Consider the following 23,222-nt stretch of genomic DNA (forward strand, 5'->3'; position numbering starts at 1 on the left):
TCGCTGCTGCGCCAGGACCCCACCGAGCGCCTCGGCTTCTAGGAACTGCGCGGCTGGCTGCGCTCGCTGGTGCGTTCCGCGCCCGAGCCGGAGGCCGGCGTGCACGTCGTGGCCGCGCCGCCGCCCGACGCGAGCCGGCTGCCGATCGTGCGCCGCAAGGGCGAGTTGGTGCGCCGGCGGCGTGCCGGGCTGCCCGCGCCACACGGGCGGCACAAGCGGGACAGGCCGAAGGCCCGCTCGCCGCGCAGCCTGGGCCGCACCCTGCTCCTGCTGGTGCTGCTCGCGCTGGCCGGCGCGATCGCGTACGCCATGCTGTTCATGCCGAAGGCCGACGAGACCGGCAGCGGCGCGGACGGCGCCGACCGGACCGGAGCCGCCGGCCAGGTCGACCAGGTGCCCGCACAGACGCCGGACGCGAGCAGTGAGCCACGGCCCGACCAGAACGCGTCCGACGGTCCCGCGGAGTCGGCCGGTTCCACCGACACCGAGACCCAGACCGACGCCCCCGACGTCGCCGACGGCTTCGCCCTGCGTACGGACCCGGAGGGCTTCCGCGTCGCCGTCGCCGAGGGCTGGCAGCGCACGCCGGAGAACGGCAGCGGTCAGGTGGTGTACGGCAAGGGGGGCTTCGAGCTGATCGTCGTGGCGGGCCGGGACGGCGCGGACGAGTACGGCAGCGATCCGATGGCGTACCAGCGCGAGCGGGAGCCGGAGCTGCGGCCGTACCGCGAGTCGAGCTGGGCCACCTCCACCGGCCTGAAGACCATCGAGGTGGGCGGGCGGACCATGGCCGAGGGGCAGTTCACCTGGACCGACGAGGACGGGCGCGAGCTGTTCGTGCGCAACCTCGCGATCCTGATCGACGACCGCTACCACGTGGTGCAGATCCGCGGCCCGGAGGCCGAACGGGACGAGGTGACACGGCTCTTCGAGCAGGCGGCGGCGACCTACCAGTCCACCGGCTGAGCAGCGCGCGTAGTACGCGGTTCGCCCCACGGTTCCCTCCCGTCCCCGAAAGCGACAACCGTCACAGTGCTGTCTCCTTGAGGCCCCTGGTGGTTCCCCGTTCGTGGGCCGGTCCTTACGCTGACCCTGTCAAGAACATTGCGGGGAAACGTGAATCAGATGCAGGGCCTGCTCCTCGGGGGCCGCTACCGGCTCACCGACGCCATCGGCAGCGGTGGCATGGGCCGGGTGTGGCGCGCCCATGACGAGGTGCTGCACCGGGTCGTCGCGATCAAGGAGTTGACCGCCGCGCACTTCGTCTCCGAGGGCGACCGGGAGCGGCTCCTCGCCCGCACCCGGGCGGAGGCGCGTGCGGCGGCGCGGATCAACCACTCCGCGGTCGTCACCGTGCACGACGTGCTCGATCACGACGCCCGGCCGTGGATCGTGATGGAGCTGGTCGAGGGCCGTTCACTCGCCGACGCGGTCAAGCAGGACGGCCGCGTCGAGCCGACCGAGGCCGCCCGGATCGGCCTGTGGGTACTGCGCGCCCTGCGCGCCGCGCACGCTGCCAGCGTCCTGCACCGCGACGTCAAGCCCGGCAACGTCCTCCTCGGCGACGACGGCCGCGTCCTGCTCACCGACTTCGGCATCGCCCAGATCGAGGGCGACAGCACCATCACGCGTACGGGCGAGGTCGTCGGATCCGTCGACTACCTCGCCCCCGAACGCGTCCGCGGGCACGATCCGGGACCCGCCGCAGACCTGTGGGCGCTCGGCGCGACGCTGTACACGGCGGTGGAGGGCACCTCGCCGTTCCGCCGCACCTCGCCGCTGTCCACCATGCAGGCCGTCGTGGAGGAGCAGCCCGCCGAGCCCCGGTACGCCGGCCCGCTCGGACCTGTCATCACCGCACTCCTGCGCAAGGAACCGGCCGCACGGCCCGGCTCGGCCGAGGCCGAGCGGCTGCTCGCCGAGGTGGCCGAGGGACGGCGGCCGCAGGTGACGGAGGTGTACGAGCCGACGGCCCGGCACACGGACACCCGCCCGATCGGCCAGGACACGCAGGTCCACTCCGGGCCGACCGTCCTCGCCCCGGCCCCTGCTCCGGCCGGACGGCGCCGGCTGCGCACCCTGGCCCTCGTGGTCGCCCTCGCGGCCCTGGCCGGCGGGGGCGCCGCGGTGGGGCTGCAGAAATGGGACGAGGGCCGGAGCCGGAACAGCGCCACCACCTCACCGACGAGCGCACACCCCAGCGCGAGCCCCAGTCCCAGCCCGAGCCCGAGCCCGAAGGAGTCCGTCCCCGTGAGCTGGGTGCCGGTCGACGACCCGGTGGGTTTCGGTCTCTCCGTGCCCGGCAAGGACTGGAAGCGGAAGGTGTACGGCGTCAGCGGCGACCTCACGCAGATCGACTACACGCCGGACGGCGGCATCCACTTCATCCGCATCGCCGTCGACACCTCCCCGGACTTCGACGACCCGTACGAGCACCAGCGCGATCTGGAGCAGCAGCTCCAGGGGCTGGTCGACTACGAGCGGGTGACGATGGAGGAGAACGTCTACCGGGACCGCAAGGGCGCCCTGTGGGAGTACACCTGGACCGCGCTGGAGAGCGACCCCGGGGTCCACGCGGGCCCGCGGCGGGCAATCGACCAGATGTACATCGCCCGGGACGGCGTCGAGTACGCGATCTACATGTCCGGGCCGGCGGAGGACTGGAAGACGACCCGCGCACAGTTCGACGCGGTGCTGCGGGGATGGCGGCCGATCTCGTCCTGAGGCCCTGACAGACCCCGACAGGCTCTGACCGGCCCCGGCCAGCAGGGTCGCTTGTCGGCCAACCCCGCCGCCGCGTCCCGGAGGGGCCGCCTCCGGCGGGGCATGATGGGGCGCATGGGCAGCGAGGGGGAGGGCGGGCGAATCATCGCGGGCCGCTACCGGCTTCACACGAGGCTGGGACGCGGTGGCATGAGCGTCGTCTGGCAGGCCACCGACCAGCTGCTCGGCCGGCAGGTGGCCGTCAAGGAGATCGACCAGGACGACTCCCGCTCGGCCGCCGAGGCCCGGTCCCGGCGCGAGGGCACACTGCGCGAGGCACGGGCGCTGGCCCAGCTGCGCCATCCGCACGTCATCGTCGTCCATGACGTCGTCGAGGACGATGAACGCCCCTACATCGTCATGGAGTTGATCGACGGCGGCTCCCTCGCCGACCGCATCGCCGGACATGGCCCGGTCGACGCGTACGAGGCCGCCCGGATCGGCATCGCCCTGCTCGGCGCCCTGCGCGCCGTCCACACGGCCGGCGTCCTGCACCGCGACCTCAAACCGGCGAACGTCCTCATCGAGTCCGGCACCGGCCGGGTCGTCCTCACCGACTTCGGCGTCGCCCAGGTCGAGGGCGTCAGCACCCTCACCGAGGCGGGCTCCTTCGTCGGCTCGCCCGAATACACCGCGCCCGAGCGGATGTCGGGGTCCGGCACCGGGCCGGCCTCCGACCTGTGGTCGCTCGGCGTGCTGCTGTGCACGGCGGTCAGCGGCAGCTCGCCGTTCCACCGCGACTCGTTGGGGGGCATCCTGCACGCCGTCCTGTCCGACGAGATCCGGCCGCCCGCGCAGGTCGGCCCGCTCCTGCCCGTCGTACAAGGACTGCTGGAGCGCGATCCGCAGCGACGGCTGGACGCGGCGCAGGCGGAGCGGATGCTGCGGGCCTTCCGGGAGACCGGCCGTACGCCGTCCGCACCGTCCCGTGCCCAACGCTCCTCGCGGGACAGGCTGGTGACGGCGCTGCTGGTGGCCGCGATGGCGGCGGCGGGGTTGTCCGCGGCGGCGCTGCTGATGACCGGAGGCGGAGGCGGTGGTGGCGGGGGCGGTACGCCGGTGAGTCCGACGCCGAGCACGTCCGTGAGTACGCCGGGGACAACGCCGTCGCCGTCCCCGTCTCCCAGCAGCTAGGGCACTCAACAGGACGCATAAATAGGAGATAAGCGACGACCTGAGTCACGGGTCTGTGACCGGCGGGCCTTCGCAGTGGATGCAGAAGCGCTTGCCGCGATATGCATGGACGTATGAGCAACAACGGGGGAGCCCACTACGGGTCCGAGGAGCCAACGAGTTTCGGTCTGCAACCGCCGGGTCAGCCCGCCGCGGTGCCGCATCCGAACAACCCGTATGCGGCGCCCACGCAGGTCGTTCCGCAACACCAGTCCGCGCCCCAGCCCGCTGCGCCGCAGCCCGCGCCCCAGGCCCCGCAGGACCCCGGCGCCGGGCGGCTCATCGCCGGCCGCTACCGGCTGCTCGCCAAGCTCGGGCACGGCGGCATGGGCACGGTGTGGCGCGCCAAGGACGAGACGGTGGACCGTGAGGTCGCGGTCAAGGAACCGCGGGTTCCGGACCACCTTCCCGAGCGCGAACGCGCCAACGCCTTCGAGCGGATGCGCCGCGAGGCACGCGCCGCGGCCCGGCTCGACCACCCGTCGGTCGTGAACGTGCACGACGTCGCCGTCGTGGACGGCCAGCCGTGGATCGTGATGGAGCTGGTGCAGGGCCGTTCCCTCGGCGCCGCCCTGCAGGAGGGCACCCTGTCCGCCCGCGAGGCGGCCAAGGTCGGCCTGGAGGTGCTGGGCGCGCTGGAGGCGGCGCACGCGGCCGGCATCCTGCACCGCGACGTCAAGCCGGACAACGTCCTCCTCGGCCGCCACGACCGCGTCGTTCTCACCGACTTCGGCATCGCGCAGATCGAGGGCGAGACGAACCTGACCGACACCGGCGGCTTCGTCGGCTCGCCCGAGTACATCGCGCCGGAGCGGGTGCTGGGCCAGCGCCCGGGACCGGCTTCGGACCTCTGGTCGCTGGGAGTGGTGCTGTACGCGGCCACCGAGGGCGTGTCCCCCTTCCGCCGCAGCAACACCCCGGCCACCCTACAGTCCGTCCTCAACGCCACGCCCGCACCGCCCGCTTCGGCCTCCGGCCCGCTCGCCGACGCCATCAACGGCCTGCTCCAGAAGGACCCGGCACACCGCCCGAACGCCGCCCAGGTCCGCGCCCTGCTGGAGGCGGCCGCCAGTCCGCCGGCCCCGGCGCCCGTGCCCACGCAGGTCGTGACGGTCGCCGCGAGCGACGGCGGCAAGGGCGGCATCCGGCTCGGCCGCAAGACGCTGTTCGGCCTCGGCGCGGCGGTCGTCGCGGCCGCGGTGGCGGCGTACCTGGTGATCGCGGACCCGTTCGCGGGCCCGCTGCCGGACAGCTGGGAGACGCACGCCGAGGAGGACCTCGCAGCGACCCTGGCGGTGCCCAAGGGCTACGAGCCGACCAGGCCCGACCGGGAGACGGACAAGGGCCACTGGGTGACGTACTCCGACGCGAGCGGCAGCATCTGGGTCGGGCTGACCCTGGAGAAGAAGTCCGAGGACACCGGCAGCGAGATCGCGGACTCCGCGGCGGCCGAGATGTTCGACGACGACGACGACTTCAAGCAGAGCGGCGAGTACAACCTCGACATGCCCGCGGGCCCGAAGACGGACACCGATCCGAACGCCACGTTCAAGGGCAAGAAGGCCGCCAAGAACACGGTCGTCTACAAGACCAACGACACCCAGAACTCCCGCCCCCGCGAGATGCAGATCTTCTACTACAAGACCTCCACCGAGGCCGGCGGGGACATGTACAAGCTCACCATCAGCTACCCCGGCAAGGGCGACTTCACCGAGCGAGGCCGCGAGGTGGCCCGGACCGCGATCGCGAACCTGGACGTCGACAAGCTCTGAGCCACGTCGACAACAAGGCGCCCCGCACGGTAGGCATGGGGCATGAGCGACGGCGGCGAACACCAGCGGGACGGACGTGTGGTCGGCGGGCGTTACCGGCTGATCGAGCGCGTCGGCTCCGGCGGGATGGGCACCGTATGGCGGGCCCACGACGAACTCGTCGAGCGGGAAGTCGCCGTCAAGCAGCCCCGGTTGCCGGGCGACCCGGAGGATGAGGGCCACCGGCGGGCCGCCCACCGGCTGCACCGCGAGGCCCGGGCCGCCGCGCGCGTCGACCATCCGTCCGCCGTCTCCATCCACGACGTCGTCGAGGAGGACGGAATCCCCTGGATCGTCATGGAGTTGATCCGGGGCGAGTCCCTGCACGAGGTCCTCGGGCGCGGTCCGCTCCCGCCCGCCGAGTCCGCCCGTATCGGCCTCGCCGTCCTCGGCGCCCTGCGCGCCGCGCACGCCGTCGGCATCGTGCACCGCGACGTCAAGCCCGCCAACGTGCTGCTCGGGCCGCACGGCCGGGTCGTCCTCACCGACTTCGGCATCGCCCATGTCCAGGGCGAGGAATCCCTCACCATGAGCGGCGAGTTCGTGGGCTCGCTGGAGTTCATCGCACCCGAGCGGATGTCGGGCCGGGGGGCCGGACCGGCCTCCGACCTGTGGTCGCTGGGCGTACTGCTGTACGCCGCCGTCGAGGGCTGGTCCCCTTTCCGCCGTACGACCCTGGAGTCGACGCTCGCCGCGATCCTCGCCGCAGACCCGCCCGAACCCCAGCACGCCGGGCCGCTCGGACCGCTGATCGTACGGCTGCTGGCGAAGGACCCCGAGCGGCGGCCGGAGGGGGAGGAGGTCGCCGTGGGTCTGGAGGCGGTGGCCAAGGGGTGGCCGGGAGTGCCCGGCGGCGACGTGGCGGAGGCTCAGGAAGCCGCAGATCTGGAGGGGTTCGCGGACGATGCCGGGACGGTTCGACTGGGGGTCACGGGCGCGTCGACCGAACCCCAATCGGACTCGGCACCCGAAACCGAACCGGCTCCCGAAGCCGCCCCGAAAGCCGACACCGAACTGGAACCCGCACCCACCCTCGCACCGCAAGCCATCGCAACCGCCGGCCCCAAGCCCCGCCCAACCCTCCGCCGCCCCGCCCCCGCAGCCCTGCTCGGCGCTCTCCTCATCGGCGGAGTCTGGCTCGGCATATCGTCCTTCACCGAGGTCGACGGCAAGGGAGCCAGGGATCAGACCGCCACCCCGACCGAGGCCCCGGCCGTCTCCGAAACCACTCCCACGCCCACTCCCAGCCCCACGCAGGACCCTTGGACCCCGCACCGCGAGAAGGACATGGACGCGGTCCTCTCCCTCCCGAGCCGCTACAAGGAGTACGTCCGTGAGGGCGGCCCGGACGACCAGCCGCGGATCGTGGCGTACGAGGCCGGCCCGGTCGACGTCCGCCTCACCCAGTGGGACAAGGCGCCGCGCTCCGCGATGGACCAGGCGCGGGAGGCACACGCCACTTGGGCCCTCTACGACCCGGACGCGCGCACGCAGTACACCCGGACCAGCTTCCACGACAGCGATGCGGTCATCGCCGACACCACCTACGAGTCCAACGGCACCAGGACCCGGGTCATGGAACTGATGATCCTCACCGCCGACGGCCGGATGTACGAGCTGCGTGTCGACATGCCCAAGGGGACGCCGCAGGAGAAGCAGGGCACCTCGGTGTTCAAGGGCGCCCGCGACCGGCTGGAGATCGGCGGCAACTGACGGACGATCAATCGCACGGCCGATCGTACGGCCGATCAACCTCGTACAACACCCTGATCAGCGCATTCGTTGCCAGTGATCACTGGCGGCTTGTGAGTACTCCGTGAATCCCGATTACCGACGGGTACACAAAGCCCCGGCTCCGGCATACTCTGCGCCTCATGACCGACGCGCAGGCTCCTGAGAAGGCCACCACCGGCACCAACCCCCTCGCCCCCGCCCCGGCAGGCGTCCGCACCGCCGCCGACGTGGTCACCCCGGAGCTGATCGCCCAGCTCACCAAGGGCGTGGTCGGCTCCGGACGGACCGCCAACCACACGCCGTTCACCGGCGAGAAGCTGGCCGACCTGCCCGAGTCCACGCCGGAGGACGTCCAGAAGGCGTTCGACGCGGCCCGTGTGGCCCAGGCCGTCTGGGCGCAGACGCCGGTACGGCAGCGCGCCGCCGTCCTGCTCCGCTTCCACGACCTGGTCCTGGAGCGCCAGGCCGAGGTCCTCGACCTGATCCAGCTGGAGACAGGCAAGGCCCGCCTGCACGCGCACGAGGAGGTCCAGGCGGTCGCCGTGGCCGCCCGCCACTACGGTCGCAAGGCGCCCGCCTACCTCCGTCCCAAACGGCACGCCGGCGCCATGCCCACCCTCACGCGCGTCACCGAACTGCGCCACCCGCGCGGCGTGGTCGGCCAGATCGCCCCCTGGAACTACCCGTTGGAGCTGTCGGTCGGCGACGCCCTCCCCGCCTTCGCCGCGGGCAACGCGGTCGTGATGAAGCCCGACACGGAGACCTGCCTGACCGCGCTGTGGGCGCGCGACCTCCTCATCGAGGCCGGACTGCCCGCCGAGGTCTTCCAGGTCGTCCTCGGCGAGGGGCCCGTCGTCGGTCCCGAGGTCGTCAGGCACGCCGACTACGTCTCCTTCACCGGCTCCACCCGCACCGGCCGCGAGGTCGCCCAGGGCGCCGCCGCTCGCCTGGTCGGCGTCTCCCTCGAACTCGGCGGCAAGAACGCCATGCTGGTGCTGGAGGACGCCGACATCGAGAAGGCGGCTGCGGGCGCGGTGCGTGCCTGCTTCTCCTCCGCGGGCCAACTGTGCATCTCCATCGAGCGGTTGTACGTCCACGAGTCGATCGCCGACGCCTTCCTGGAGCGCTTCGCCGCCCGCACGAAGGCCATGCGCCTCGGCAGGTCCCTCGCCTACGGCGCCGACATGGGCAGCCTGGTCGGCGAACGCCAGCTGGAGACCGTCAAGCGGCATGTCGAGGAGGCGGTGGCCAAGGGCGCGAAGCTGGTGGCCGGCGGAGTGGCCCGCCCGGACATCGGCCCGTACTTCTACGAGCCGACCATCCTCGACGGCGTCGAGGCACCCATGGCCGTCTGCACGGAGGAGACCTTCGGCCCGGTGGTCTCCATCTACCGCTTCACGTCGGACGACGAGGCGATCGAGCACGCCAACTCCACGCCGTACGGCCTGAATTCTTCGGTCTGGACGAAGGACGGCCGACGCGGCCGGGACGTCGCCGCCCGCCTGCGCACCGGCACGGTCAACATCAACGAGGGCTACGCCCCCGCCTACGGCAGCGTCCAGTCCCCCATGGGCGGCATGAAGGACTCCGGCCTCGGCCGCCGCCACGGCTCGGAGGGCATCCTCAAGTACACGGAGGCCCAGACGGTCGCGCAGCAACGCCTGCTCCCGATGGCGCCGTCACTTGGAATGGACGACGAGAAGTACGCCCAGTTCATGAGCCGCAGCCTGCGGCTGATGAAGGCCTTCCGGTTCCGGTAACTCCCTGAGGGGCGCGGGGAACTGCGCGATCAACCACAGACGGCCCGCACGGGACACTCAACGAGGAGAACACGTGCCACAGGACGCCTATGACTACGACGTCATCGTCGTGGGCTCCGGCTTCGGCGGTTCCGTAACCGCCCTCCGCCTCACCGAAAAGGGCTACAGCGTCGGCGTCCTGGAAGCCGGCCGCCGCTTCACCCGCGAAACCCTCCCCAAGAACTCCTGGGACCTGAAGAACTACCTCTGGGCCCCCAAGCTCGGCATGTACGGCATCCAGCGCATCCACCTGCTGGGCAACGTCATGGTCCTGGCCGGCGCAGGCGTGGGCGGCGGCTCCCTCAACTACGCCAACACCCTCTACGTACCGCCGAAGCCGTTCTTCGAGGACCCGCAGTGGCGGCACATCACCGACTGGCAGGAGGAGCTGGCGCCGTACTACGACCAGGCGCAACGCATGCTCGGCGTCCGCCTGAACCCGACGATGACGCCCTCCGACGTCCATCTGAAGGCGGCGGCCCAGCGGATGGGCGTCGGCGACACCTTCCACCTCGCGCCGGTCGGAGTGTTCTTCGGCGACGGCAAGGACGCCGACGGAAAGGCCACGGCCCGCCCCGGCGAGCAGGTGCCCGACCCCTACTTCGGAGGCGCGGGCCCCGCCCGCAACGCCTGCAACGAGTGCGGCGAGTGCATGACCGGCTGCCGCCACGGCGCCAAGAACACCCTCAACGAGAACTACCTCCACCTCGCCGAGAAGGCGGGCGCGGTCGTGCACCCGCTGACGACGGTCGTGTCGGTCACGGACGACTCGCGCGGCGGCTACGCCGTCACCACCCTCCCCACCGACAACCGCAGGAAGGGCAAGGGTCGCACCTTCCGGGCCCGTCAGGTCGTGCTGGCCGCCGGCACCTACGGCACCCAGACGCTGCTGCACCGGATGAAGGCGACGGGCCGACTCCCGTACGTCTCCGACCGGCTCGGGGAGCTGACCCGCACCAACTCCGAGGCCCTGGTCGGTGCCCAGACCACCAACCGCCGCTACCGCAAGGTCACCGGCGAGAAGAAGGTCGACTTCACCCGCGGCGTCGCCATCACGTCCTCGGTCCACCCCGACGCCAACACCCACATCGAACCGGTCCGCTACGGCAAGGGCTCCAACTCGATGGGCGGCCTGGCCATCCTGCAGATCCCGTACGCGGAGGGCTCGTCCCGCGTCCTGGCCTTCCTGCGCAACGCCGCCCGCCACCCCGTCCTCATGCTCCGCTCCCTCAACAACCACCGCTGGTCGGAGCGGACGATCATCGGCCTGGTGATGCAGTCGCTGGACAACTCCCTGACGACGTACCTGAAACAGGACGGTGTCGGCAAAGGCCTGCTGACCGCCCGCCAGGGCCACGGCGCCCCCAACCCCAAGCAGATCAGGGCCGCTTCGGAGGGCGCGTCGGCGATCGCCGCCGAGATCAACGGGTTCCCGGGCAGCAACATCGGCGAACTGATGGGCACCCCGCTCACCGCGCACTTCCTCGGCGGCTGCCCGATCGGCGACTCCCGCGAGACCGGCGTGATCGACCCGTACCACCGCCTGTACGGCCACCCCGGCATCTCGGTCGTCGACGGGGCGGCGGTCTCCGCGAACCTGGGCGTGAACCCGTCCCTGACGATCACCGCGCAGGCCGAGCGCGCGATGTCGTTCTGGCCCAACAAGGGCGAGGCGGACCCGCGTCCGGCGCAGGGAGCGGCGTACGAACGTCTGAAGCCGGTGGAGCCGCAGTCCCCGGCGGTCCCCGCGGAGGCGTTCGGCGCGCTGAAGCTGCCGTTCCTGGGGATACCGGCGGTGCCGCCCAAGCCGTAGGCCGAACAAGAGAGAGGGACCTGCGCCCCCCTCCGAGCGCAGGTCCCTCTCTCTGTCTTGCGGTGAAGCCCTACCGAGCCGCGTCAGGCGCCTTACGCCTGCGCACCGGCCTTCTTCCGCCGCACGACGAACACCGCACCCGCACCGGCGACGACGGCGACACCGCCGACGAGGCCGACCATGGGCAGCGCGGAGCTGGAGCCGGTCTCGGCGAGGCTGCCGGTGGCGTCGACGGAGTTCACGTCGTCCAGGTCGGCCATCCCGCCCTGCGGCTTGGCGTCACCGGGGTTACCGGCGTCCGAGCCCGCGGCGAGGATGTCGAAGAAGTACACCCATCCGTTCGGGTCGTCGGCGAGCCAGCAGCCGTCGGCGTCCGAGTACTGCGCGAAGCCGCCGGTCAGACCGATGGCGTCGGGCACCTTGCCGCTGACGCTCAGCCGCAGCTTGTACGAGGTCGACTGACCCGCCCCGAGCGAGAACGCGTCGAAGGTCGCGCCCTCGCCGGCCGCGTCCGCGAGCGTCTTCCAGGAGCCGGTGGCCTTGTCGTAGACCTGGACGGTGATCTGGCCGGAGTAGTCCTGCTCGTCCCAGCCGAGCGCGGCCACGCCGATCAGCGGCTTGATGTTCTTGATCTCCTCGTCACCGCTGTTGGAGACGTTGAAGGAGAACCCGGTCCACCCGCTGCCGGCCACGATGGTCTCGGGCAGCCCCGACAGACCGCTGCGCAGGTCCTCGCTGAGGCCGACGGACTCGTCGTCCGCGTTCTCGCAGAGGTCGGGCTCCTCCTCCGGGGTGGAGGCGCTCGCGCTGGGCGTGGCGGAGGCGGACGCGGAGGCCGAGCCGGTCGGCGTGGCGGTGGCGGACTCCGTGGCCGACTCGGTCGCGGTCGCCGAGGGCGCCTCGGTGGCCGTCTCGGTCACGGACTCGGTCGGCGTGGCGGTGGCGGTTTCGGTGGCCGTCTCGGTCGCGGACTCCGACGGCGTCACCGTCGCCGTCTCGGTCACGGACTCCGTCGCGGTCACGGACGGGGACGCGGAACCCGTGTCTTCGGTCGCGTACGCGGCCGGTGCCGCGAGCAGCGCCATCGGGGCTATCGCTGCCGTCGCGGCGGCCGCTGCCAAGGCACGGCGAAGCTTCATGAAGTCCTCAAGAAGTCCGGTGTGCTGCGGCGTCGCAGCACGCGTGGGCGGAGGGCTCCGCGTGTGGGGCGCGGGTGTGACCCTTGGTTCAGCAGGTTTGATCCACGAGGCCTGTGAATGGTTGTCCCGCACTTCACGCAATTCTTATGTGACCTGAGTCACTCGCAGCGCCCGGCCGTGCACACGCGAAGGGCCCCGCGGGACGGAGCCGCGGGGCCCTTCTTTCGTCAGCACCGGCGTCAGGGCTGCGCCGGTGCCTGGGAGCGACGCCGGGGGTTGCGCCGCTGGTCTTGATGAAGCCTTGGACAGTTCCGCCGGTCGGCCCCGGGCGTCCCCGGAGCCGACCGTTCTCTTGGGTGACCGGCCTGCTGTCCCCTGCCGTCCGGTCACTTCCCTGGAGCGAGGTCCCACGACGCACGGCACGATCCGTACGTCTCATCGCTCCAGCGAGCCACGCGTGGTTCTTTCGGGCCCGCCCCTGGCTGGCACGGACACCGGGACCAACGAAGCGTCTCGCGCGGCGGTCACGCGCCGTACGGGTGAGAGGCATGCGTACGTGCGTACACGGAACGCCGATTCAGATCCGGCCGCGGCACAGTTCGAGCAGGGTCATCGCGAGCGTCGTACCGGGCTTGCCGAGGGCCTCCCGGTAGTGGCCGAGGATCTCCATCTCCCGGGAGAGGTTCACCCGGCGGCCGCCGGAGGTGATCCGGGCCTCCTGGATGACGGCCGAGACGGCCATCCGTTCCTGGATCAGGCCGATGATCCGGTCGTCGAGTGCGTCGATGCGCTCGCGCGCGCCGGTGATCACGTCGGCGGCCTCGGGCGTGTGCGCGCCGGTCTTCTCTGCTGCGGTGGTGGTCATGTCAGGGGGCTCCTCGCTGGACGGTGGCGTGGGTGCCCCGGAGCGACAGGATCCGGAGAAAACGCCAGGCGCCCCGGACCTTGTCGGCCCGGGGCGCCTGGGAAGTCGCTTGTCAGTTGCTCAAGCGGCACGACCATGGCAGCCGGCGGGCCGGTTGCCATAGGTAAAGAGGAAGGTCGCGTGCGTGAGCATGGGGTCAGTATGCCGTGACCTCCGGTGACGGCCAACCCGGTTCGCATGCTGAGACGGGAGCCACCTGTGGCAGCCCCGTTAGAATCGGTGGTACAGCCCCTTTCTAGCCGCCGGAAGGCAACCCGTGTCATCAGCGACCCCCGCCGCCCCCGACACCGTCCTGGTCGTCGACTTCGGTGCGCAGTACGCCCAGCTCATCGCCCGACGCGTCCGCGAGGCCCGGGTCTACAGCGAGATCGTGCCGAGCACCATGCCGGTTCAGGAGATGCTCGCCAAGAACCCGGCGGCGATCATCCTCTCCGGCGGGCCCTCGTCCGTGTACGAGGAGGGCGCGCCCCGTCTGGGCCGTGAGATCTTCGAGTCCGGTGTGCCCGTCTTCGGCATGTGCTACGGCTTCCAGCTGATGGCCCAGGTCCTCGGCGGCACCGTCGACAACACCGGCGCCCGCGAGTACGGCCGTACGGACCTGCACGTCTCCAAGTCGTCCTCCACCCTCTTCGAGGGCACCCCGTCCGAGCAGGCCGTGTGGATGTCGCACGGCGACGCCTGCTCCGCCGCCCCCGAGGGCTTCACCGTGACGGCGTCCACGGACGTCGTCCCGGTCGCCGCCTTCGAGAACGACGAGCAGAAGCTGTACGGCGTCCAGTACCACCCCGAGGTCATGCACTCGACGCACGGCCAGCAGGTGCTGGAGCACTTCCTCTACCGTGGTGCCGGTCTGACCCCGTCCTGGACGACCGGCAACGTCATCGAGGAGCAGGTCGAGGCGATCCGCGCGCAGGTCGGTGACAAGCGCGCGATCTGCGGTCTGTCCGGCGGTGTGGACTCCGCCGTCGCCGCCGCCCTCGTCCAGAAGGCCATCGGTTCCCAGCTGACCTGCGTCTACGTCGACCACGGCCTGATGCGCAAGGGGGAGACCGAGCAGGTCGAGAAGGACTTCGTGGCCTCGACCGGGGTGAACCTGAAGGTCGTCGACGCCGAGGAGCGGTTCCTCAAGGCGCTCGCCGGGGTCAGCGACCCCGAGGAGAAGCGGAAGATCATCGGCCGGGAGTTCATCCGGGTCTTCGAGCAGGCGCAGGCCGAGATCATCGCGGACGAGGGTCCCGCGGTCGAGTTCCTGGTCCAGGGCACCCTCTACCCCGACGTGGTCGAGTCCGGTGGCGGTACCGGCACCGCCAACATCAAGTCCCACCACAACGTCGGCGGCCTGCCCGAGGACCTCGAGTTCCAGCTGATCGAGCCGCTGCGCAAGCTGTTCAAGGACGAGGTCCGGATGGTCGGCCAGGAGCTCGGCCTGCCGGAGGAGATCGTCCAGCGCCAGCCGTTCCCGGGCCCGGGCCTGGGCATCCGTATCGTCGGCGAGGTGACGAAGGAGCGACTCGACCTGCTCCGTGAGGCCGATGCCATCGCCCGCGAGGAGCTGACCGCGGCCGGCCTCGACCGGGACATCTGGCAGTGCCCGGTGGTCCTGCTCGCGGACGTCCGCAGCGTCGGCGTCCAGGGCGACGGCCGGACGTACGGCCACCCGATCGTGCTGCGCCCGGTCTCGTCCGAGGACGCGATGACGGCCGACTGGTCGCGGCTGCCGTACGAGGTCCTCGCGAAGATCTCCACCCGGATCACCAACGAGGTCCGGGACGTCAACCGCGTCGTTCTCGACGTGACGTCGAAGCCGCCGGGGACGATCGAGTGGGAGTGATCCCTACCTGCGCTTGATCGTGCGCAGGGGCTCGCCGGGCTTCCAGACCTGGACGACCAGGTAGGTGTCGTCCTCGACGTAGGTCCGTACGACCTCCGTCAGCTCGGTGCGGAAGAGGTGGAACGGCTCCGGCGGTTCCACCTCTTCGCCGTATGCGGCCTTCGTCTCGGGATCGTCGACCTCGACCGCCCGCCCGCTGATCCGTACGTCCCCGCCGCCCATCCCGGTGCCTTCTCCCGGGTTCGCCTGGAGTGCGAAGCGCGGGTCGTGGCGCAGGTCGAGCGCCTTGCGGGAGTCCGGCATCATGCCGAGCCACAGCTCGCCGTTCAGGAACCGCACCTCAAGGCCGGTGGTGCGCGGTGAGCCGTCCTTCCGCAGGGTCGCAAGGATGTGATGCGTGAACGCCCCGAATCGCTCCTCGACGGTCTTCGCGAGGTCGGGTTCTGCGGCGACGAAGGAAGCCCAGTTTGCTGTCATACGACGAGTGTGCCGCCGAAACCCGACATCCTCTGTCGTGATTCACATAAGTCGCCGAAGCCCTGTTCTCCTGCGCTGACCGCGGGTAACTTCCGCTCCGTACCGGAACCCAGCGCCGGAGGTCCCATGCCCGCGCCCATCCCGCCCCAGCCCCTGCCCACCGACCGGCTGCAGTTCGCGATGCCGCCGATGTACGAGTCGGTCGACGACGAACGCCGGCACCGCAAGGAACGGCTCGCCGGGGCGTTGCGGATCTTCGGGCGGTACGGGTTCGAGGACGGCGTGTCCGGGCACATCACCGCCCGCGATCCTGAGCACACCGACTGCTTCTGGGTCAATCCGTTCGGGATGCCGTTCAAGCACGTCACGGTGAGCGACCTGGTGCTGGCCAACCAGGACGGGCAGGTGGTCGACGGCCGCTACCACGTCAACCAGGCGGCGTTCACCGTGCACGCCCAGGTCCACGCCGCCCGCCCGGATGTCGTCGCCGTCGCCCACTGCCACTCCGTGCACGGCCGCGCCCTGTCCGCGCTCGGCGACCTGCTCGACCCGATCACCCAGGAGAGCTGCGCCTTCTACGAGGACCACGCCCTGTACGACGCCTACTCCGGCGTCTCCGTCGACCTCGCGGAGGGCCGCCGGATCGCCGCCGCGCTCGGCTCGCACAAGGCGCTCGTCCTGCGCAACCACGGACTGCTGACCGTCGGCGACTCGGTGGACGCGGCGGCCTGGTGGTTCCTGTCGATGGAACGCTCCTGCCAGGTGCAGCTCACGGCCAAGGCGGCCGGGCGTCCCGTGCTCATCGACCACAAGTCGGCGGTGGCGACGCGCGAGCAGCTCGGCGGTGACCTGGTCGCGTGGATCAACTACCAGCCGCTGTGGCAGGACATCAGCCGCGGTGAGCCGGATCTGCTGTCGTAGTGTCGTAGCGGACGGTTCCTGGCGTGGGTTCGGGTTCCGTCACGCTGGATGATCTCGGCCTTACGGAAGTTCTTGCGGTCGGGTCAACACGGCGGCCGTCCTTTCACCCGCGCTGACCAGACCTGCCGGACCCGAGCCGGGTTGGCGTAGGGCACAATTCGCTGTCGTCGCACGGGAGTTGTACGCCTTGGATGTACGACTCCGTTCTAACGGTGATGCGCGGGAAGGCAGGCGTCGGGCGTGGCGGTGCAGGAAGCGAGACAGGACGCGGGCGCGAGTGCGCGCGCGGGCGCCCACGGGGGCGGCTGCACCTGCGGGGACTGCCCGCACGGGGCGCGTACGGGACACCGGCGGGCCGTCGCCGAATTCCTGCTGAAGCGCGATCAGTTCGCGGCCGGGCAGGGACTGCCGGCGGCCGTGGCCCACTCGGTCTCGGCCTCCCGCCAGTGGGTCTCCGAGGAACTGACCCAGTCCGCGGCGGTCGTCGCCGAACGCGGCCGGGCGGAGGGCGAGGCCTGGCTGGCGCGCCTGTGGCGCCGTACCGCCTACGCGGCCTGGACGCTGGTCCTGCTGTTGCTGCTGATGCAGTCGCTGACCGCGATCGGCGCGGGCTGGACGACGGCCCGCACGGCCGGGCTGTGCGCCGCGCTGGTGGCGGCGGGGGCCTCACGGCGGCTTCCTGGTTCCACCGGACACGCGGCGGGGTACTGGCCCCGGTCATCGGCGAGGACAACCGCCTGTCCACCTCCCGTGCCGTGGCCGCACTCTGGGTGCTGTTCGTCGCCTACGCGGTGCTCGTGCTGGCGGGGCAGCTGGCGGCGGCCTCCGCGCCCGGCGAGCGCGACGCGCTGATCGCCGGGCTCGAACTCGCCCGCGGCGCCGGGGTGGTGACCGTCCTCGCCGTCACGTGTGCGATCGCGGTACTGGTGCGGCGGGTGGTCGGCCTGCGCGTCCTCGGGCAACGGCTGCAGAAGGTCCGCGCGGACCGGCCGAGGGCTGCCGACCTGCTGACGGACGATTCGGGGCGGGGCACCTTCGCCGACATCCAGTACGTCGTCATCAGCGCCGTCGCCCTGCTCTTCGCGGCGGTACGGCTGGCCCGCCGCCCCGACCAACTGCCCGACCTGCCCTGGGGGCTCGCGGTGGTGGTGCTGGTGTCGGCGGCCACCTACCTGGCCGGCAAGTACGCCGAGGGCGGCCGCCCGGTCGTCCTCTCCGTCGTCCGTGCCCGCGAGGCCGGTGACCTGGACGCACCGATCCGCACCGGCGAGGACATCGAGATCCGCGGCGCGGGCTTCGTCCCACCGGGTGCCGACGGTGCCGACCGCCTGTCCCGGATGGTGGTCCGCATCGGCGCGGTCCACGTCCACGTCCCCCTCGTCCCCGTGGCCGGCGGCTTCAGCAACCCCACGGACGGCCTGCTGACCGTGCCCGTGCCGGCGGATGTGGAGCCCGGGCGGGTGGAGGTACGCGTGGTCACCGCGGCCGGGGTCGAGACGAATGCGTATGCGATCGATGTGACGGAGTGACAGAAGGGCCGACGTCCCCGCCAAGAGCCGGGCGTTGCTGCTGAGGCCAGTTCACCGAAATCCGGCCGGAACGCGATTGAGCCGGTCCTCCCTTGCGTACGTATCGTCTGATGAGGGCCCACGGCACGGCGTCCGAGAGGCGGCTATCAGCGATGACTCACGGTATTCGTACGGACACGCACACCCCCCATCTCAACGGCGACCGCGACTGGCGGGACACCGCCACCCGTTACGCCCTGCTGCCCCTGCGCATCTTCCTCGGCGTCACCTTCATCTACGCCGGCCTCGACAAACTCACCGACAGCGCCTTCATGAAGGACGCCGGCTCCGGCTCCGTCGGCGACATGATGCGCACCGTGCGGGATTCCTCGGCCATCCCGGCGCTGGTCGACATGGCACTGGAGAATCCCGTCGCCTTCGGCTACGCCATCGCCTTCGGTGAACTCGCCGTCGGTATCGGCACCCTCTTCGGCCTCCTCACCCGCCTCGCCGCCTTCGGCGGTGCACTGATCTCCCTCAGCCTCTGGCTGACGGTCAGCTGGGCCTCCGACCCGTACTACTACGGCAACGACCTCCCCTACCTCATGGCCTGGCTCCCCCTCGTCCTCGCGGGCGCGCCCATGCTTTCGCTGGACGCGGCACTCCGCTCCCGGCGACGCCGACGGGCCTATCGGTAGGCCGACCTCGGCGGCTGGCGAGAGGTGCCGCATCGGCTGGGCGGGAGGCGCTGCGTCGGCCTGGCTACGGGCTCGGCCGCGGCCAGGGCGGTGAGGTGCCCTCCGGCCTTTCGGCGCGCGGCAGGGTCGGGCTGGTCGGCACGCGAGTCCGTGGGTGGGGGGCGGCCGACGGCGGCCGGGTGGTACCCCGGCTGCTCAACTCCACCGGCGTTGTCAGCGGGGCGCGTCGACGGGCGTGTCCTGCCGGGGGGCGCGGTCCGTCCCGCGGCGCCGGCGTATGGCGCGGCCGGCCATCCCCGCGATCCCGGCGAGACAGAGGCCGCCCACAACCACGGGGATCACCACGAACCACGGTGTCTCCCAGGCGTCGCCCGCGTCACCGGCGTAGATGACGCCCGCGACGGTGACGAAGAAACCGGCGACCAGCCTCCCGGGCTGGAACTCATGACGCAGCACGGCTCACCTCCACCTGTCCGACACCCACATGGAGGTCCAGCTCGACCGTGCCCGCGCTCTTGGTGCCCGAGGCCGGCTTCAGCGTCACCTCCTGGTACCTGCCCGGCTGCACATCCACGTCCTGTGTCTGCTCGCCCGGCAACTGGATGTCACCCAACCCCACGTCGATACTCGCCTTCACGGTCACGTCCGGCGGGACGATCACCAGCAGCCGACCGGCGCCCACGTCGGCGTCCGTGGACACCGTCTGGCCCTTGGCCGGGTTCAGCCGGGTCAGGTCCAGGGTGCCGACGCCGGTACCGAGGTCGTAGGCCGGCGCCACGTCCGCCACCGCGGCCGGCCGCCAGGTCGTCCGTATCCACTCCGTGCCGATCTCCTTGGGCAGTGCCGCCGCCCCGGCCAGCAGGCCCGCCGTGACGACCGCCAGGAAGATCGACCCCGCTCCCGTACGGCCCAGGAACGCGCTGACCGCGATGCCCAGACCGATGACGGCGAGCGCGCACGCCAGGCCGGTCTGCAGGCTGGTGCCCAGCGGCTGCTCGTCCCAGGTCACGCGGGTGCCGAGGGCCCCGGCGAGCAGGGCGAACAGGAAGACCCAGCCGCCTATCCAGCGCGGGCCGCGCGGTCTGGGGGGCGCGGGGCGCGGGATGCGAAGGTCCTCGTGGCCGCTCCGGCGGGTGCTGATGTTGACGGCCGCCGCGATGTCACGGTCGCGGGATTCGTGCGGTCCCCAGAGATAGCCGGTGCCTCCGACGTGCGTGCCGTCCTTGACGATCGGGTCGCGCCACCAGGACGGGTAGGCGGCCGCAACCGGGGGAGCCTGGGCCTCCGGCGGCGCGTCGGCGGCCGCCTGGGCGGCCAGAGGGTCGGGGTCGGGGGCGCCGCGGCGCTGCGACCAGTACCCGGCGCCCGCGAGGAGGAGGGACAATACGACGGCGAAGGTCAGCACGCTGCCGTTGTTCAGCATCGTCAGGAAGACACCGCAGCCGACCAGCGCGAACAGCACCGCCGTGAGCGCCTGCCCGTCGACGCGGCCGGTCAGGAGCTTGTGCACCTCGTTCTGGTCCTCGTCGTCGTACGGGACGAAGAGCCAGGCGAAGCCGTAGAAGATGAGACCGAGGCCGCCGGTCGCGGCGAGCACCGCGAGTGTGATCCGGAAGATCACCGGGTCCATGTCGAACTGCCGCCCAAGACCGGCGCACACCCCGGCGAACACCTTGTGCCGTCGGTCCCGCCGGAGCCTGAGGGGCGGCTCGGACACCTCGGCATCCTCGGGCGCCCCGGCAGCGTGAGGCGCTCCGGTGCCGCCGGTCGTCGTCTTCCCGTTCATGTGCCCGGTCCCGCTCGCCTCTCCTGCAGCGCCGGCCCCATCGTCGGTCCTGCCCGGCTGTCCGTCCTCGCCCTGCGTGCTCGTTTGCTCGGGCGCGCCCGCGCCGTCGTGCGCGCGCGGTTCCTCACCTGTGCCCGTCGCGGCCGCCGCGTCGGACGGGGCGGCCGCTGCAGGCAGGGCATCCGCGTCGGGCACGGCGTCTGCGGCGTGCTGGTGATCAGTCATGAGTCCATGGTGACGGGCGAGCCGCCGCGGCGGGAGTCGGAATGACCCTGGCCGGACCCTGATATCGCCCCTGAGCCGAAGCCGGGGAGGCGTTCGACTGACCGGCCCGTCGAAGATCAGGGGAGTCTCGGGGGTCGACCCTGATGCTCCCGCCCGCCGACCGTGTGACCATCGATGGCATGCCGGAAGCCGCAACCGCAGCAGCGCCACTCGCCGAACCGCGGCCGCCGCGCAAGCTCTACCGCAGCAGTGACGGACGCTGGCTCGGTGGCGTGGCGCGGGGGCTCGCCGGGCACCTCGGCCTGCCCGTGATCTGGGTACGCCTGGTCTTCGTCGGCCTGTTCATGGCCGACGGCCTCGGCGCGCTGCTCTACGCCGCGTTCTGGTTCTTCGTGCCGCTCGGCGTCGGTGGCGTCGAAGCACAGAAGCCACCGTCCCTGGTCACCACGGAGACCTCTCCCGACGGCCGGCGCAAACTCATGGCCCGCAAGCCGGACAAGGGCCAGATAGTCGCCCTGCTGCTCATGGTCGTCGTGGCCATGGTCTTCGTGGGCAACGTCAACCTGGGCACCGGCGCTCAGGCCTACCTCTGGCCGACCGTGCTCGTCGGCGCGGGCGTCGCCCTGGTGTGGCGCCAGGCTGACAACGCCCGCCGGGCCCGCTGGGTCGAGGTCGGCCGCCGCAAACGCACGCTCACGCTGCTGCGCGCAGTGGCCGGCGTCCTGCTGGTCACGGCCGGTGTCACCGGCATCTTCGTGCTGCAGGGCTCCGCAGCCCACCTCGGCTCCGTCCTGCAGGCGGCCCTCGCGGTCCTCGTCGGGATAACACTCCTCGCCGGCCCCTACCTCGTGCGCATGACCCAGGATCTCTCCGAGGAGCGTCTGATGCGCATCCGCGCCCAGGAGCGGGCGGAGGTCGCCGCCCATGTCCACGACTCCGTGCTGCACACCCTGACCCTGATCCAGCGCAACGCGGAGAACGCCGGCGAGGTGCGCCGCCTCGCCCGCGCCCAGGAGCGCGACCTGCGCACCTGGTTGTACAAGCCCGAGGGCACCGGCAAGGACGAGGCCGACGAGCCGACCGCCCTCGCCGACGCCGTGCGGCGCAACGCCGCCGAGGTCGAGGACAAGCACGGCGTCCCCATAGAGGTCGTCGTGGTCGGCGACTGCCCGCTCGACGAGAAGATCGGCGCACAGATGCAGGCCGCACGCGAGGCAATGGTCAACGCCGCCAAGTACGGTGGCGAGGGCGGCGCCGTGCAGGTCTACGCCGAAGTCGAGAGGAAGACGGTCTTCGTGTCCGTGCGGGACCGCGGCCCCGGCTTCGACCTCGACTCGATACCCGCCGACCGCATGGGCGTCAGAGAATCGATCATCGGCCGCATGGAGCGCAACGGCGGTACGGCCCGGTTGCGGGCGGTGCCGGGCGGCGGCACCGAGGTCGAGCTGGAGATGGAGAGGGCGGAGAAGACGTCATGAGCGACCCGACCGAGGCGAACGGCACGGCAGGGGAGGCGGCCGAGTCCGCTCAGTCGCCGGGCGGCGGTGCCGGGCGGCGTCACGTGCGCGTGGTGCTCGTCGACGACCACCGGATGTTCCGCACGGGAGTCCAGGCCGAGATCGGCCAGACCGAGCAGACCGGCGTCGAGGTCGTCGGCGAGGCCGCGGACGTCGACCAGGCGGTCACGGTCATCACCGCGACCCGGCCCGAGGTCGTCCTTCTCGATGTGCACCTCCCGGGCGGCGGCGGGGTGGAAGTCCTGCGCCGCTGCGCCACGTTGATGGCTGACACCGAGCAGCCCGTCCGCTTCCTCGCGCTGTCCGTCTCGGACGCGGCAGAGGACGTGATCGGTGTGATCCGGGGTGGCGCCCGGGGGTACGTGACGAAGACGATCACGGGTACGGACCTGGTCGACTCCATCTTCCGGGTCCAGGAGGGCGACGCGGTCTTCTCCCCACGCCTGGCCGGCTTCGTCCTGGACGCCTTCGCCTCCACCGACGCGCCTCCCGTCGACGAGGACCTCGACCGCCTCACCCAGCGCGAACGCGAGGTCCTCCGCCTGATCGCCCGCGGCTACGCGTACAAGGAGATCGCCAAGCAGCTCTTCATCTCCGTGAAGACGGTGGAGTCCCATGTCTCGGCGGTTCTGCGCAAGCTCCAGCTGTCCAACCGGCACGAGCTGACGCGGTGGGCGACGGCACGACGGCTGGTGTGAGGGCCCGGCCTCATACCACCCGGGTCGCTCCGGAGAAGGGCATCTCGTCGATCGGGGCCAGCCGTACCGGCGCCGAGGGGTTCGGGGCGTGGATCATCTGACCGTTGCCGACGTAGATGCCGACGTGACTGATGCCGGAGTAGAAGAACACCAGGTCGCCAGGGAGGAGTTCGGAGCGGGAGACACGGCGGCCGGCGTCGATCTGGGCGTAGGTGGTGCGGGGCAGGGAGATGCCGGCGGAGCGGTACGCGGCCTGGATCAGGCCCGAGCAGTCGAAGGCGTCCGGGCCGGTCGCGCCCCAGACGTAGGGGCTGCCGAGCTTCTGGTAGGCGTACGAGACGGCCGCCGCGGAACGGGAGTTGGGTGCCGCGGCCGTGGCGGAGAGGCTGTCGCGCCCGGCCGTG

The 23,222-nt window shown here is 71.5% G+C and carries 17 protein-coding genes and 2 pseudogenes; 13 read left to right on the forward strand and 6 right to left on the reverse strand.

Features of this window, described 5'->3' with window-relative positions; translation table 11 throughout:
- The 7 genes and pseudogenes from ACTWQJ_RS18685 to ACTWQJ_RS18715 form a co-directional block, all read left to right on the forward strand.
- Positions 1-966: pseudogene (locus ACTWQJ_RS18685) on the forward strand (protein kinase); the annotation flags it as partial.
- A 159-nt stretch (positions 967-1,125) separates the two neighbouring features.
- Positions 1,126-2,724 (forward strand): serine/threonine-protein kinase, encoded by a 1,599-nt coding sequence (locus ACTWQJ_RS18690; RefSeq protein WP_443307781.1) that lies wholly within the window; start codon positions 1,126-1,128, stop codon positions 2,722-2,724.
- Between the two features lie 114 nt (positions 2,725-2,838).
- The gene (locus ACTWQJ_RS18695) at positions 2,839-3,897 is read left to right on the forward strand and encodes a serine/threonine-protein kinase (protein ID WP_443307766.1); all 1,059 of its coding nucleotides are present in this window, start codon (positions 2,839-2,841) and stop codon (positions 3,895-3,897) included.
- Between the two features lie 113 nt (positions 3,898-4,010).
- Complete coding sequence (locus ACTWQJ_RS18700) at positions 4,011-5,708, forward strand: serine/threonine-protein kinase (protein ID WP_443307767.1); 1,698 nt, start codon at positions 4,011-4,013, stop codon at positions 5,706-5,708.
- Positions 5,709-5,750: 42 nt separating this feature from the next.
- Positions 5,751-7,460 (forward strand): serine/threonine-protein kinase, encoded by a 1,710-nt coding sequence (locus tag ACTWQJ_RS18705; protein ID WP_443307768.1) that lies wholly within the window; start codon positions 5,751-5,753, stop codon positions 7,458-7,460.
- Between the two features lie 161 nt (positions 7,461-7,621).
- Positions 7,622-9,241 carry a succinic semialdehyde dehydrogenase gene (locus ACTWQJ_RS18710; protein WP_443307769.1) on the forward strand — a complete coding sequence of 540 codons (1,620 nt, stop codon included), beginning with the start codon at positions 7,622-7,624 and terminating at the stop codon, positions 9,239-9,241.
- A 73-nt stretch (positions 9,242-9,314) separates the two neighbouring features.
- Positions 9,315-11,093, forward strand: a complete 1,779-nt coding sequence (locus ACTWQJ_RS18715) for a GMC family oxidoreductase N-terminal domain-containing protein (RefSeq protein ID WP_443307770.1) — start codon at positions 9,315-9,317, stop codon at positions 11,091-11,093.
- Positions 11,094-11,185: 92 nt separating this feature from the next.
- Here ACTWQJ_RS18715 and ACTWQJ_RS18720 read toward each other — a convergent pair whose 3' ends face one another.
- Complete coding sequence (locus ACTWQJ_RS18720; RefSeq protein WP_443307771.1) at positions 11,186-12,232, reverse strand: LAETG motif-containing sortase-dependent surface protein; 1,047 nt, start codon at positions 12,230-12,232, stop codon at positions 11,186-11,188.
- A 577-nt stretch (positions 12,233-12,809) separates the two neighbouring features.
- Positions 12,810-13,097, reverse strand: a complete 288-nt coding sequence (locus ACTWQJ_RS18725) for a chorismate mutase (protein WP_443307772.1) — start codon at positions 13,095-13,097, stop codon at positions 12,810-12,812.
- Between the two features lie 316 nt (positions 13,098-13,413).
- On the opposite strand from ACTWQJ_RS18725, the gene guaA reads away from it, so the two are divergent.
- Positions 13,414-14,988 carry a glutamine-hydrolyzing GMP synthase gene (gene guaA, locus ACTWQJ_RS18730; protein WP_443307773.1) on the forward strand — a complete coding sequence of 525 codons (1,575 nt, stop codon included), beginning with the start codon at positions 13,414-13,416 and terminating at the stop codon, positions 14,986-14,988.
- A gap of 3 nt (positions 14,989-14,991) precedes the next feature.
- On the opposite strand, the gene ACTWQJ_RS18735 is transcribed toward guaA, so the two are convergent.
- A complete protein-coding gene (locus tag ACTWQJ_RS18735) occupies positions 14,992-15,465 on the reverse strand; it encodes a pyridoxamine 5'-phosphate oxidase family protein (protein WP_443307774.1) in 474 nt (157 codons plus the stop codon).
- Between the two features lie 126 nt (positions 15,466-15,591).
- Here ACTWQJ_RS18735 and ACTWQJ_RS18740 point away from each other — a divergent pair, with 126 nt between their 5' ends.
- The 3 genes and pseudogenes from ACTWQJ_RS18740 to ACTWQJ_RS18750 all read left to right on the forward strand — a co-directional run bounded on the left by ACTWQJ_RS18740 (position 15,592) and on the right by ACTWQJ_RS18750 (position 18,592).
- The gene (locus ACTWQJ_RS18740) at positions 15,592-16,386 is read left to right on the forward strand and encodes a class II aldolase/adducin family protein (RefSeq protein ID WP_443307775.1); all 795 of its coding nucleotides are present in this window, start codon (positions 15,592-15,594) and stop codon (positions 16,384-16,386) included.
- Between the two features lie 240 nt (positions 16,387-16,626).
- Positions 16,627-17,915, forward strand: a pseudogene (locus ACTWQJ_RS18745) (hypothetical protein).
- Positions 17,916-18,067: 152 nt separating this feature from the next.
- Positions 18,068-18,592: a DoxX family protein gene (locus tag ACTWQJ_RS18750; RefSeq protein ID WP_443307776.1), complete on the forward strand. Its 525-nt coding sequence runs from the start codon at positions 18,068-18,070 to the stop codon at positions 18,590-18,592.
- Positions 18,593-18,805: 213 nt separating this feature from the next.
- Here ACTWQJ_RS18750 and ACTWQJ_RS18755 read toward each other — a convergent pair whose 3' ends face one another.
- Complete coding sequence (locus ACTWQJ_RS18755) at positions 18,806-19,048, reverse strand: hypothetical protein (RefSeq protein ID WP_385263778.1); 243 nt, start codon at positions 19,046-19,048, stop codon at positions 18,806-18,808.
- Positions 19,035-20,603, reverse strand: coding sequence for a PspC domain-containing protein (locus ACTWQJ_RS18760; protein ID WP_443307777.1), 1,569 nt, complete (start codon positions 20,601-20,603; stop codon positions 19,035-19,037). The genes ACTWQJ_RS18755 and ACTWQJ_RS18760 overlap by 14 nt, the downstream gene beginning before the upstream one ends.
- Before the next feature lie 179 nt (positions 20,604-20,782).
- Between ACTWQJ_RS18760 and ACTWQJ_RS18765 the strand changes: the two genes are divergently transcribed.
- A complete protein-coding gene (locus tag ACTWQJ_RS18765; RefSeq protein ID WP_443307778.1) occupies positions 20,783-22,081 on the forward strand; it encodes an ATP-binding protein in 1,299 nt (432 codons plus the stop codon).
- Complete coding sequence (locus ACTWQJ_RS18770; protein ID WP_443307779.1) at positions 22,078-22,818, forward strand: LuxR C-terminal-related transcriptional regulator; 741 nt, start codon at positions 22,078-22,080, stop codon at positions 22,816-22,818. Before ACTWQJ_RS18765 ends, ACTWQJ_RS18770 begins: the two co-directional genes overlap by 4 nt.
- A 10-nt stretch (positions 22,819-22,828) precedes the next feature.
- On the opposite strand, the gene ACTWQJ_RS18775 is transcribed toward ACTWQJ_RS18770, so the two are convergent.
- Positions 22,829-23,222: C40 family peptidase (locus tag ACTWQJ_RS18775; RefSeq protein WP_443307780.1), on the reverse strand; the 394-nt coding region annotated here is incomplete at its 5' end.

The organism is Streptomyces sp. KR55 (assembly GCF_052245645.1).
Classification (GTDB): domain Bacteria; phylum Actinomycetota; class Actinomycetes; order Streptomycetales; family Streptomycetaceae; genus Streptomyces; species Streptomyces flavusporus.

Coding starts and splice junctions, on each gene's coding strand:
- ACTWQJ_RS18690 (WP_443307781.1), top strand. CDS start 1,126: ATGCAGGGCCTGCTCCTCGGGGGCCGCTACCGGCTCACCGACGCCATC.
- ACTWQJ_RS18695 (WP_443307766.1), top strand. CDS start 2,839: ATGGGCAGCGAGGGGGAGGGCGGGCGAATCATCGCGGGCCGCTACCGG.
- ACTWQJ_RS18700 (WP_443307767.1), top strand. CDS start 4,011: ATGAGCAACAACGGGGGAGCCCACTACGGGTCCGAGGAGCCAACGAGT.
- ACTWQJ_RS18705 (WP_443307768.1), top strand. CDS start 5,751: ATGAGCGACGGCGGCGAACACCAGCGGGACGGACGTGTGGTCGGCGGG.
- ACTWQJ_RS18710 (WP_443307769.1), top strand. CDS start 7,622: ATGACCGACGCGCAGGCTCCTGAGAAGGCCACCACCGGCACCAACCCC.
- ACTWQJ_RS18720 (WP_443307771.1), bottom strand. CDS start 12,232: ATGAAGCTTCGCCGTGCCTTGGCAGCGGCCGCCGCGACGGCAGCGATA.
- ACTWQJ_RS18725 (WP_443307772.1), bottom strand. CDS start 13,097: ATGACCACCACCGCAGCAGAGAAGACCGGCGCGCACACGCCCGAGGCC.
- ACTWQJ_RS18735 (WP_443307774.1), bottom strand. CDS start 15,465: ATGACAGCAAACTGGGCTTCCTTCGTCGCCGCAGAACCCGACCTCGCG.
- ACTWQJ_RS18740 (WP_443307775.1), top strand. CDS start 15,592: ATGCCCGCGCCCATCCCGCCCCAGCCCCTGCCCACCGACCGGCTGCAG.
- ACTWQJ_RS18750 (WP_443307776.1), top strand. CDS start 18,068: ATGACTCACGGTATTCGTACGGACACGCACACCCCCCATCTCAACGGC.
- ACTWQJ_RS18760 (WP_443307777.1), bottom strand. CDS start 20,603: ATGACTGATCACCAGCACGCCGCAGACGCCGTGCCCGACGCGGATGCC.
- ACTWQJ_RS18765 (WP_443307778.1), top strand. CDS start 20,783: ATGCCGGAAGCCGCAACCGCAGCAGCGCCACTCGCCGAACCGCGGCCG.
- ACTWQJ_RS18770 (WP_443307779.1), top strand. CDS start 22,078: ATGAGCGACCCGACCGAGGCGAACGGCACGGCAGGGGAGGCGGCCGAG.